This is a genomic window from Cyclobacterium jeungdonense, from assembly GCF_010994275.1.
Classification (GTDB): domain Bacteria; phylum Bacteroidota; class Bacteroidia; order Cytophagales; family Cyclobacteriaceae; genus Cyclobacterium; species Cyclobacterium jeungdonense.
Genome location: NZ_WMCD01000001.1, coordinates 240,330 through 251,866 on the forward strand (window position 1 = coordinate 240,330; position 11,537 = coordinate 251,866).

Annotated in this window: 12 protein-coding genes; all 12 read left to right on the forward strand. The window is 34.1% G+C overall.

The features are described from left to right. The 12 genes from GKS34_RS00910 to GKS34_RS00965 all read left to right on the forward strand — a co-directional run bounded on the left by GKS34_RS00910 (nt 1) and on the right by GKS34_RS00965 (nt 11,537). Entirely contained in the window at nt 1–621 is a 621-nt protein-coding gene (locus GKS34_RS00910) for an acetyltransferase (RefSeq protein ID WP_163382936.1), read from the forward strand. Continuing rightward, nucleotides 614–1,429, forward strand: coding sequence for an ABC transporter permease (locus GKS34_RS00915; RefSeq protein ID WP_163382937.1), 816 nt, complete (start codon nt 614–616; stop codon nt 1,427–1,429). Before GKS34_RS00910 ends, GKS34_RS00915 begins: the two co-directional genes overlap by 8 nt. A gap of 44 nt (nt 1,430–1,473) precedes the next feature. Next, nucleotides 1,474–2,712 (forward strand): ABC transporter ATP-binding protein, encoded by a 1,239-nt coding sequence (locus GKS34_RS00920; RefSeq protein WP_163382938.1) that lies wholly within the window; start codon nt 1,474–1,476, stop codon nt 2,710–2,712. Nucleotides 2,713–2,719: 7 nt separating this feature from the next. Then, nucleotides 2,720–3,517, forward strand: coding sequence for a class I SAM-dependent methyltransferase (locus GKS34_RS00925; RefSeq protein WP_163382939.1), 798 nt, complete (start codon nt 2,720–2,722; stop codon nt 3,515–3,517). Next, nucleotides 3,501–4,691 (forward strand): TDP-N-acetylfucosamine:lipid II N-acetylfucosaminyltransferase family protein, encoded by a 1,191-nt coding sequence (locus GKS34_RS00930; RefSeq protein WP_163382940.1) that lies wholly within the window; start codon nt 3,501–3,503, stop codon nt 4,689–4,691. The genes GKS34_RS00925 and GKS34_RS00930 overlap by 17 nt, the downstream gene beginning before the upstream one ends. 4 nt (nt 4,692–4,695) lie before the next feature. Further along, on the forward strand, nt 4,696–5,604 hold the full coding sequence (locus tag GKS34_RS00935; protein ID WP_163382941.1) for a glycosyltransferase family 2 protein: 909 nt from the start codon (nt 4,696–4,698) through the stop codon (nt 5,602–5,604). A gap of 145 nt (nt 5,605–5,749) precedes the next feature. Beyond that, nucleotides 5,750–6,568, forward strand: coding sequence for a hypothetical protein (locus tag GKS34_RS00940; RefSeq protein WP_163382942.1), 819 nt, complete (start codon nt 5,750–5,752; stop codon nt 6,566–6,568). A gap of 39 nt (nt 6,569–6,607) precedes the next feature. Continuing rightward, nucleotides 6,608–7,507 carry a glycosyltransferase gene (locus GKS34_RS00945; protein ID WP_163382943.1) on the forward strand — a complete coding sequence of 300 codons (900 nt, stop codon included), beginning with the start codon at nt 6,608–6,610 and terminating at the stop codon, nt 7,505–7,507. After that, the gene (locus GKS34_RS00950) at nt 7,504–8,730 is read left to right on the forward strand and encodes a glycosyltransferase family 4 protein (protein ID WP_163382944.1); all 1,227 of its coding nucleotides are present in this window, start codon (nt 7,504–7,506) and stop codon (nt 8,728–8,730) included. Before GKS34_RS00945 ends, GKS34_RS00950 begins: the two co-directional genes overlap by 4 nt. Nucleotides 8,731–8,734: 4 nt before the next feature. Next, on the forward strand, nt 8,735–9,616 hold the full coding sequence (locus GKS34_RS00955) for a glycosyltransferase family 2 protein (RefSeq protein WP_163382945.1): 882 nt from the start codon (nt 8,735–8,737) through the stop codon (nt 9,614–9,616). Next, complete coding sequence (locus tag GKS34_RS00960; RefSeq protein ID WP_163382946.1) at nt 9,617–10,591, forward strand: glycosyltransferase family 2 protein; 975 nt, start codon at nt 9,617–9,619, stop codon at nt 10,589–10,591. It abuts the gene before it with no gap. A 19-nt stretch (nt 10,592–10,610) separates the two neighbouring features. Then, a complete protein-coding gene (locus tag GKS34_RS00965) occupies nt 10,611–11,537 on the forward strand; it encodes a glycosyltransferase family 2 protein (RefSeq protein ID WP_163382947.1) in 927 nt (308 codons plus the stop codon).

Consider the following 11,537-nt stretch of genomic DNA (forward strand, 5'->3'; position numbering starts at 1 on the left):
GTGGTAATAGCAGGCGCGGGTGGACATGCAATGGAGGTTTTGGATATTTTAATTTCCAAAAATCAGGCGGGTGAAATTGTGTTTTTTGATGAATTCAGAAACCAAAGGTATTTTGAAGGCAAGTATCCAATTTTAAAAACGGAAAAAGAATTGAAGCACCACTTTTTACAGGATCCAAGATTTATTCTTGGCACTGGAAATCCAAAAACAAGGAAAAAGTTTTATGAAAGGTTTAGTGATTTAGGAGGAAATACCATTGTTTTAAGAGGTAATGGAAATTTATGTAGTGATACAGCGAGCATTGAAACAGCAGACATTATGAATTTATGTTTCGTTGGTCCCAAAGTCCAAATAGGGAGAGGCACATTGATCAATTGCGGGGCTCTGGTCCATCATGAAGTGAGTGTTGGTGAGTTTTGTGAGATCGCTCCTAGGGCAGTATTGCTTGGCAAAGTGAAGCTGGGCGATTTTGTTATGGTCGGTTCGAATGCGACTATTCTTCCAAATGTAAAAATAGGCAATCATGTATTTATTGGAGCCGGAGCAGTTATCCATAAAGATGTTCCTGATAACGTTACTATTGCAGGGGTTCCCGGAAAAATAATTAAATTCAGTGAATAAGATAATAATTGAACCTTCAAAAGGCTGGAAGGTGGTTGATGTTGGTGAATTATGGAGATACAAAGATCTGTTATATTTTCTGACTGTTAGAGGAATTAAAGCAAGGTATGCGCAATCTGTATTGGGGGTGGGTTGGGCCATTATTCAACCTTTATTTACCACTTTAGTATTTACAGTGGTTTTTGGCGGTTTGGCCAAAGTGGATTCTGATGGTATGCCTTATATTTTATTTTCCTATTTGGCCTTATGGCCTTGGAATTATTTTTCGGGTACCCTGTCGGAATCTGCTAATAGCCTTGTCGCTAATGCGGGGATGATTACCAAAGTCTATTTTCCCCGATTGATTTTGCCTTTGGCTGCCATCTTTTCCAAGCTCTTGGATTTCATCATATCCTTTATTGTGCTTCTGGGACTATTGATCTATTTTAAAGTCATGCCGGGATGGAACCTGGCTTTTTTGCCCTTACTCTTGGTGCAACTGCTGATGGCTTCCTTAGGAATTGGAATGATACTTTCGGCAATGGCGGTTCAATACAGGGATGTGAAATATGCCCTGACGTTTTTGGTGCAGTTGTTACTTTATCTGGCACCTGTGGTGTACAGTACCACCGCGGTTCCCGAACACTGGCAGTTTGTCTATTCACTCAATCCCATGGTGGGGGTGATAGAAGGCATTCGTGCGATGTTCCTTGACCGGCCCATGCCTTGGGAGTGGATTTGGCCTGGGGCGATTGTGGCTGTGACAGTGTTTGTTTTTGGTCTTTTTTACTTCCGCCGAATGGAGAAAGTCTTTGCCGACGTCGCATAAAACACAATTTATTATTCAGCCTTCTAACTTCATCTTTTTAATTAATGTCAAATACGATTATCAAAGTAGAAAATCTCTCCAAGCGCTATCGAATTGGCCTGCAAGAAAAAAAGGCGGATACCTTTGCCCAGCAGCTCTGGAATAATTTCAAAGCACCAATAGAGAACTTTAAGCGCATTAAGAGTTTGGGTAAATTTGAAGATGAAAGTGAATCTATCCATTGGGCATTAAAAGATGTTAGTTTTGAGGTCAAGCAGGGAGAAGTATTGGGGATTATTGGTAAGAATGGGGCGGGTAAATCTACTTTGCTTAAAATCCTATCAAAAATCACCGAACCTACTTCTGGTCGAATAGAACTGAATGGCAGAGTAGCGGCACTTTTGGAAGTGGGTACTGGGTTTCATCCTGAATTAACTGGCCGCGAAAACATCTATATGAACGGTACCATTCTCGGGATGACCAAAAAGGAGATTGACCGCAAATTGGATGAAATTATAGACTTCTCTGGGGTGGAGAAGTATGTGGATACGCCCGTCAAATTCTATTCTTCTGGGATGAGAGTGAGGTTGGGGTTTTCAGTTGCCGCCCATTTAGAACCGGAGATATTGATTATTGACGAAGTGTTGGCGGTAGGTGATTATGAATTCCAGCAGAAATGTTTAGGTAAAATGGAGGATGTGAGTCAGAAGGACGGTAGGACGGTTTTATTTGTTAGCCATAATATGAGTGCGGTAAAAAAATTATGTACTAATGCATTAATTCTTAAAAATGGATTATTAAATGAAAATGGGATAACTAATCATGTTGTTAAAAAGTATTTAAACGAATATAGGAAAACTACTCGGGAAATAATTTTTTCAGATGCTTACATGAATGACTTTATTCAGCCACTGAAATTATTTTTAGAAAGTGAAGAAGATATAATAACGGTTAACGATCCATTCAATATCTGTTTTGAATTCGTAAATATCTGTTCTGACTCTATGATAAATTTAAGTTTAGTGATTTCTACTCAAGATGATATTGTTGTTTTTAATTCAATTTCTAACTCAGTTTTGTTAAGTGAAGGTAAAGCAAAATTCAAATGTCAGGTACCCAGCAACCTTCTTAACAATCAAATCTATACTTTAAGACTTTTAGTTGTTAAAGATCTTCGTACACCTCTATTAGATATTTCAGAGGTTATGAATTTTGAAATTGTAGATGGGCAGAGAAATATAGACTGGTTTGGAGAATGGTTAGGTATAATTAGACCCAATCTTGAGTGGAAAATATTTAACTAAAAGTAACATGAGAATCAAAAATAAAATAAAATCAATATTAAATTATAAGCTCTTAAGGTTTTCAAAAAAGCTTTTTTATAATTATCAATGCCCAGTTTGTGAAAATTATATTAGATATTTTATTCCTTTACCTAAAGAATACTACGAAAAAGAAGTTAAATACAATTTCAGGTATAAGTTGGATCAACTAGAAACACTCAATCATTCTAAATACAGATGTCCTATATGTTATTGTAATGATAGAGATAGAATGTATACACTTTATTTAAAGCGTTTTTTTAAATCGTTTGGAAATAGAGTATTTAAACTTGTGGATTTCGGCCCTTCAATGGGATTTTCAAAATGGTTAAAAGACCAAAAAAATATTGACTATAGATCAGCAGATTTATTTAAGGAAGATGTAGATGATAAAGTGGATATTTCTGACATGAAATTGTATCGAGAGGGTCAATTCGATATATTTATCTGTTCTCATATTCTGGAACATGTTATTGATCCTAAAAAAGCTCTCGATGAATTATATAGGATTACATCGAAGGGTGGGTGGGGTATTATCATGGTTCCAATGGTTATAGGTTTGAATAAAACCCAAGAGGATCCTTCGTATAATACTGATGAAGAAAGGTGGAAGTATTATTTCCAAAATGATCACTTGAGGTTATTTGGAAAAGTTGACTTTTTAAAAAATATTCAACAAGCTGGATTTAGTGTAAATCAGTTAGGTATTGACTTTTTTGGTGAAAAGAGATTTAGGATTTCTGCAATTTCTAAATCTAGTGTTTTATACATTGCGACAAAAAAATAATTTGAGATCAATTTTTTTCATAATTATTTCCTTTTTTCGTCTTGCCAACGAGTTATTTTTAAATGGAAGAAAAAATATCCATTTGGTAGAAGATGAAAAATTTATTGATTTTGCTATTAGGGAATTTAACGAAGCAGATGAGGAAAGCCATTTATTTTTAATTGTAGGTGCAGATCAAAAACTACAATTTATTAAATCATCTAAGGTACTTATACTTCATCCTAGGTTATTTTGGTATTTAGTTCCTTTTGCTAAAGGACATGTGAAAAGTATTTTTTTCCATAGTCTACCAAGCAAATTTTATAAAAATATTGTACTTAGAATACCTAGTGGAATCCCCATTTTTTGGATAAGTTGGGGCTTTGATTTGATTGATGTTTTTGGAGATATCAATAACTATTTAAAGCCAAAGACAAAAAAAATTTTACCGGCAAAAAAAATTAATTTTTCAAAAAAAAATATAGTCTCTCCCTATTTTCAAGCGTTCAAAAATTTGCCCAACATCACTTCTATGGTGTGTAGGATTAATTTCATCACTACTGTCATAGAAGAGGAAAAGAAAATCATTGATTTAGAACAATTTCCAATAACTCCAAAATGGATTCCGTGGAATTATTTTACTATGGAACAGGATGTGATCAAGGGATTTGAAGACAAGGTCGTATTTGGAAATAATTTGTTGCTCGGAAACAGTGGTAATTTCTGGAACAATCATTTGGATGCTTTTGATGATCTTAAGGAATTCCAAATTGATTTTGATAGAGTGATCTGTCCTTTGAGTTATGGTGATCAAAATTATCGAAAACTAATACAACTGGAAGGAGAATTTATTTTCGGCGAAAAATTTGTAGCCATGAATAATTTTTTGGCGTACCCAGATTATGTCAAACAATTGCTTTCCTGTTCATATGTTTTTATAAATAGTCTTAGACAGCTAGGACTTGGTAATCTACTATTATTGCTTTATTTGGGATCAAAAGTGATTTTGGATGAATCTAATCCTGTTTTCAACTTTTTTATAAAGAATGAAATTCGTGTTTTCAGTGTTCAAGAGGCAAAGTCTGAAAGACATGAGAATATCGACCTCGACAAGACGAGATTCAATTTGATAAGAATATGGGGAAAGGATGCAATCAGATCCAAAACCAAACAATTAATAGAATTGATAGGCTAAGTTAATGACTCCATTAGTCTCCATTCTTATCCCTAACTACAACAAGTCACCCTATCTCAAGAAAACTTTAGATTCGGTACTTGCCCAGACTTATGCCAAATGGGAATGTATCATTGTAGATGACCATAGTACGGATAATTCCTGGGAGATTTTAGAGGAGTATGTTTCAAATGACTCTAGGTTTAGAATTTTTAGAAGACCGAAGAATAGGATACAGGGAGGAAATGCGGCAAGAAATTGTTCAATTGAATGGGCAAAAGGAGAATTTGTAGCCTTTCTGGATTCAGATGATATATGGCAACCAAAAAGACTTGAACTAGCTATTAGTTTTTTAAGATCCCATAATTTTAAATCAATATATAGCGGAGCCATTGTTGTGAGACCCAATTTGATTGAAAAATTACCATCAAGGGATATTAGAGATGGCGAATCAGTCTTTGACTTTATTTTAAGTGATGGTGTGTTTTGTCCAACTCCCTCCCTAGTAATGAAAAGTGAGCTAGCTAAAAAGGTTATGTTTGATGAGAATTTGATGAGACATCAAGATTATGATTTTTTTATAAGAGCTCATATGGTTAGTCCTTGGAAATATTTTGAAAATTATGATGTTCGAGTCAATTGGACTAGAGCTGATTTAAAAAAAATTAATTATTATAATTGTATACCTTTTTATGAAAAGCATTGGGAGAAGAGTGCCAACAAAGCGATAAGATATAAATATATTGTTAGAATTACGTCTTCATCGATCAGAGAATCTTCCCAATATTACATAGCAGCCTACTTTAAAAAGATTTTGAACAAGGAAGGGTATACATTTTTATTTCAGGAATATATTTTATTTTATTTCCCTCACTTGTTTTTCGTGCTTTCAAAGATTAAGTGGGTTTTTCGTGGTGTTTTTTACAATAAGTGATTTTTTTTTATTAATTTAACAACAGAATTGATTTATAGAAATGATTAGGATAAAATCAAATTATGAGCATATAATTTCTGCTTTTAATTCCTCAAATGATAAATTGATTTTATTATCGAATTATTTCACTTCCAAGAGGGACCCTATGAGAGCACTTCAGCAAGCTGAAGATAACTTCGACTATTTTAAGAATTGGTATGAAAGCGTTGATGAATTAGGCTTATGGGGTATAATTTTTTGTGATTCGATTTCAGAAGAGTTTAAGTTGAAATATCAAACGGATAAAATTTTATTTGTCAGGTGTGAATTGGGACCTCATTCGTTGAATGATGAGCGATTTTTTATTTTTAATGAATTTGTACAAAGTTTGAAGTCAGAAGCCTATGTTGTCTCTACTGATATCAATGATGTGATCATAAACAAGAACCCTTTAAAATTATTTGAATCTAATCCTGAAAAATTGTTAATTGGAAGAGGAATTAGAAAGACCTGGAAAGATGGGATATGGGTGCTATATGCTTTAAGATCTTTTAGCAGAAAATTCAATAAGAAATTACCAGTTAGTTTTTTTAATTACCCCGTATTTACCCCCGGTACTATTGGAGGAAATAAAGAATTGATGCAAAAAATATATCAACAAATGACATCTCTTTTTTCCGAGCTTGGAGATGACGGAAATTACGATATGCAGGTATTCAATTACCTTATGAAAGAGTACTATTATCCACAAAGGTCTATTTGGGATGGTATTATTCCTTTTTGGTTAGCAAATTGGTATTATTATGTAGTTTATAGAATTTCCCGGAAGCTTGAAAAGGGATATAAAGCACACAAATATGATGTGGTATCTTCGGAAGAAAGCATTTGCACTAATAATTTGATATATGCTGGTTTTCCTTTTGTAAGTGTTGTCGGGAAATATGAAAAAAAAGGTGTGTCTGAAGCCTATTTGATTCATAAATAAAAAACAAACCTTCTTACAAGAATCTTAAAATCCATGAATATGGAAGAAAGTTCTAAAATAGATGTTTCAATTTGTGTGATCACTTATAATCAGGAAGCTTACATACTTGATACACTAAAAGGAATTTTTGATCAAAAGGGTAATTTTAATACCGAGTTAATTATCTCTGATGATTGTTCTACTGATAATACTCTAAGTACGATTAATATATTTTTAAAAGAGGAAACCAAACCAAACATTAAAGTTGAAGTAATTTCACATCATAAAAATCAAGGAGCAACCAGAAATTTCTTCAAAACGTTAAATAGAGCAAGTGGTGAATACATTGCAATTTGTGAGGGAGATGATTATTGGATAGATAGTACAAAACTGATAAAGCAAATTGAGATTTTAGAGAAAAATGCCGATTGTAGTTTTTGCTTTCATAAGGCCAAAGTTCTTAAAAACGGACAATTTGAGCAGGTTACCTACCCTACATTTTTTTTCAAAGAACGTTTGAATGTAAATGATTTTTTTTTATTAGATTCAATCCCTACCTGTTCGGTTTTTTTCAGAAAGACTAATCTTAGGTCATTTAAAAAAATTAAAAATTCCCATGGTGATTTTTTGCTTTTTTGCAAACTTTTAGAATTGGGTAAAGCCTATTATTTGAATGAGGTAATGGCGGTTTACAGAAAACACCTAGGAGGCATTAGTTTTCACTTTTCATCAGAGAAATATCTTAATAATAGGATAACTGAATTAAAAGGAGAAGTTAAATTTTTTGAAAATGATCAGATTTTAAAGCAGATTAATATTTCCAGAATGAGATTAAAGTACAAATTTTTCAAAAATTTTGGTAAAAACCAAACTTTCAAAATGAGATTTATTTTGATTCTTGATTTATTGACAAATAAATACTTTATCTCTTATTATTTTAAAAATAAATTTAACTTATGAGAGTCGGAATTTTAGTTGAATCATTCCCTAAAATCTCCGAGGCCTGGTTGAGTAATCAAATAATTGATTTACTTGAAAAAGGAATAGATGTCAGAATTTTTTCAATTTATCCAAATACTGATTCGATAATTCATGAAAAAGTGTTGGAATGGAATTTATTAGAATTGACCAATTATTTTTACTATCCAAAAGGAACTGTTTGGAAAAAAATAATTCAAACTTTTTTGCATTTTTTAAGGCACTTGAATAAACTCAATTTTCAAACGCTAAAAAGATTGATTAAACCCTTAAGAAACAAGTCTATAGAACGACTGTTTTTATACAATTATTTAACTATGCCTGCTTTATCTAATTTGGATGTTCTTCATGCCCATTTTGGAGAAATAGGAGTTATTGCAGCCAAAATGAAGGCTTGTGGGTTATTACCAAAAACCAACTTGGTAGTTTCCTTTCACGGCCATGATATCTTCCCTTACAAAAGAGATATTTACAAAGAGGAATACAAGATTTTTAAAGATTTTGCTGACGCTTTGTTGGTTAATTCTTCTTACAGCAAATCACTTCTTCAGGACATTTTCCCATTTTCTCAGGTAAGGATTATTTCTGTTGGGTTGAGCTTGGAATATTTCAAACCTGAAGGCTATCTTACCCCAAAAGTGAGGCTGGTGTTTTTGGGGAGGTTGGTCCATCTTAAAGGAGGACTTTTAATGATTGAGGTTTTCCATCGACTTTCACAAAAAAATCCGGAATTGGAATTGGTCATGATAGGGGAAGGTAAAAAAAGAAAAGAGATAGAAGATAAAATAATAGAATATGGTTTAGGGGATTCAGTTTTTTTGAAAGGCGAACTTTCACATGACCAAGTAATAAGTGAATTTAAGTCATCCTCAATTTATGTTTATCCGGGACTTTTTGATTCTTTTTTCAAAGCAGGAGATACCCAAGGCCTTGTCGTGCAGGAAGCCCAGGCGATGGAATTGCCTGTGGTTTGTTCTGATATTGGAGGGATTAAGTATGGGATGGTAAATGGTGAAACCGGGTTTTTGGTGGAAGAAGGGGATGTCGATGGATTTGTTGGTAAAATACAGTTGTTGATTGACCAACCTGAGTTAAGGCTGAAGATGGGAAAATCGGGTAGAGATTTTGTCAAAAAGCACTTTGATTCAAAAGTAATAGGCGATCAATTGATGTCAGTTTACACGGAAATCCTTCCTAAAAACTGAATCTGTGAGTCCATATTTTTCTATTATCATTCCTGTTTACCGTGATAAATCAAGGTTAAAATTATGCTTGGATAAGATTGGAAAATTTTCCGATACCGGTTTTGAATTTGAAGTCATTGTGGTTAACAATGATCCTGGAAATCCGGTTCTCGATTTGGATCCAAACCAATACCCTTATTCTCTGAAAGAAATTTATGAACCTATTCCTGGATCATATGCCGCAAGAAATAAAGGTATTCAGGAATCTGAAGGGAAGATTTTCGGATTTACTGATTCAGATTGTCTTCCAACCGATGATTGGCTAGCTGTGGCTTTCAATCAATTTTCAAAAGATAAAAATCAGGCGATAGGAATACTAACTGGGCCGGTTCCTTTGTTTTATCAAAACCCAAACTGTCTATCCGATGCGGAGCTGTATGAAAAATACACTGGATTTACTACTGAATCTTATGCCAAGGAAGGTCATGCCATCACTGCAAATTGGTTTAGTCCAGCTTCGATCATTAAGGAATTCGGGGGATTCAATGCCAAACTTAAATCTAACGGAGATTCCGAATTGTCAGGCAGGATTTCCAAAAAATACAGGATTGTCTATTCCCCCAACCTGATTGTCCGGCATCCGGCCAGGTATCATACGAATGAATTGGTAAACAAATATAAGCGACTTTTGGGAGGGGCTTATACTCGAAAGTTTCAAGAAAATCATGCTGCATTTCGAATTCATCTATTCAAGTTTTTGTGGGCGAGGTATCGGTTTGCGATCAAGCGTTTATTTACACTTTCTCCGAAAGAGTCTCTTCCGATCTTAAGGGTTTGTCATGCCATTAATTTAGGTTCGATTCAAGAATATTTTAACTTGATCAAAGGAGGGAAAACCAAAAGGTAAATGCGAGAAGCGAGAAATGAGAGAAGAGAACCTTTGGTATCTATCATTATACCAGTTTATAATAAAGCTGATTTTGTTAGGGAATCCTTGGAATCGGCATTGGCACAGACTTATCCGAATATTGAATTGGTCTTGGTCAATGATGGTTCAACGGATTCTTCATTGGCTATTTTAGAAGAATACCGATCGAAATTTCCAGAAAAGATTATGTTGATCGATCAGGAAAACGGAGGAGTTTCCAAGGCTACTAATGTAGGAATTCGGGCAAGTAAGGGAGCGTTTATACAATTTTTGGATGCGGATGATTTGTTGTCTCCAGACAAGATTGAAAATCAGGTCAGGATATTGGAAGGTAATTCCCCTTTTGCACTGGCCTCCTGCGAATGGGTAAATTTTAAGAATGATATCTCGCAATTTATTAGATTACCCTATGGAGTATTTCAGAATTATGAGACAGGCTTGGATTGGTTGTTGTATTCTTGGAATAAGCAGGAAATGATGGCAGATTCTTCCTGGCTTACTTCAAAGGCTTTATTAAATTTAGCCGGGCAATGGGATGAATCCTTATCAATCAATCAGGATGGTGAATTTTTTATGCGGGTATTATTGAAGAGTGAAAAAGTGATCTTTGACCCCAAATCAAAAGCCTATTATAGGACATTGAATGAAACCAGCGTAAGTAAGCAACAATCTTATTTGGCCGCACAGTCTTTATTGGATTCTTTCAGAAAGTATCAAAATGAGATTTTGAATGTAGAAGATTCCAAAAGAGTCAGGCTGGCATTGAAGCGTGTATATATGAAATTCATTTACGATGTCTATCCGATGTATCCGAATTTGATCAAAAAAGCCAAGGATTTGATGTGGAAATTGGATATAAATGAAAAAGTATTTATCGCCGGTCCCAAATTTCAAAAACTTTCCAGGTTTATTGGATTTGAAAATGCCCTCCGTCTGAAACGGATTTTACAATAACCTAAAAGGATTAACTATTTTGTTCTCAGTTATTATCCCCTTATACAATAAAAGGCAATTTATCTCTAGGTCAATTGATTCGGTTTTGAACCAATATTTTTCTGATTTTGAGATCATTGTGGTAGATGATGGGTCTACGGATGGAGGTGGGGAATTTGTAGCTGCTCAATATGGATCAAAAGTCAAGTTGATTTATCAAGACAATCAAGGTGTTTCGGTTGCCAGAAATAAAGGAATACAAAATGCGGAATTTGAGTATATAGCTTTTTTGGATGCCGACGATATGTGGCACCCGTATTTTTTGTATTGGATGCACCATGTAATGGAAAAATTTCCTGAGGTGAAAATGCTTGGAAGTTCTTATTCCAATGTGGCTTTGCCCGAAAAATTTGAAAATCCCATAATTTCTGAGATTGAGGATTATTTTGCACAGGCTGATTACAATACTTTGTTTACTTCATCTTCGACGGTCATCCATCAAGGTTTTTTCCAATATAGAGAAGGTTTTAAAACTCATTTGACAAAGGGGGAGGACATAGATGTCTGGTTACGGGCTTTTGATTGGTTCAAGAAAGCCTATTATGTCCGTGCCCCTTTGGTGTTTTATGATTTGAAGGCTTCTGAAAGCTTGAAATGTAACCCAAATCTTCATCAGACTATATTTTGTGAAATTTACAATGAGGATTTTATCATTTCGGATTACTTCCCCTCTTGGCAGACTTTTCGAGATAAATATTTGATGCTTAATCTTTTTCAATATTTTGACAGAAAAGTAAATTATCCTATTGCAAAAAAATTGCTTCGACAAAGGAATAATCCCTATACGTTAAGTCAGCTTCCCTATTTATTGCCTTTTTCATTTTCTAGATATATTCTCCGCAATCGCCGATTAAAGAAACTAGTCCTAAACTATCTTAAATTTTGTTTTAGGTACATCTACAAGTAA

Bases quoted from the DNA above. Each gene is read 5' to 3' on its own strand.
- GKS34_RS00935 (WP_163382941.1), top strand. From the start codon at position 4,696: ATGACTCCATTAGTCTCCATTCTTATCCCTAACTACAACAAGTCACCC.
- GKS34_RS00940 (WP_163382942.1), top strand. From the start codon at position 5,750: ATGAGAGCACTTCAGCAAGCTGAAGATAACTTCGACTATTTTAAGAAT.
- GKS34_RS00925 (WP_163382939.1), top strand. From the start codon at position 2,720: ATGAGAATCAAAAATAAAATAAAATCAATATTAAATTATAAGCTCTTA.
- GKS34_RS00920 (WP_163382938.1), top strand. From the start codon at position 1,474: ATGTCAAATACGATTATCAAAGTAGAAAATCTCTCCAAGCGCTATCGA.
- GKS34_RS00960 (WP_163382946.1), top strand. From the start codon at position 9,617: ATGCGAGAAGCGAGAAATGAGAGAAGAGAACCTTTGGTATCTATCATT.
- GKS34_RS00950 (WP_163382944.1), top strand. From the start codon at position 7,504: ATGAGAGTCGGAATTTTAGTTGAATCATTCCCTAAAATCTCCGAGGCC.
- GKS34_RS00945 (WP_163382943.1), top strand. From the start codon at position 6,608: ATGGAAGAAAGTTCTAAAATAGATGTTTCAATTTGTGTGATCACTTAT.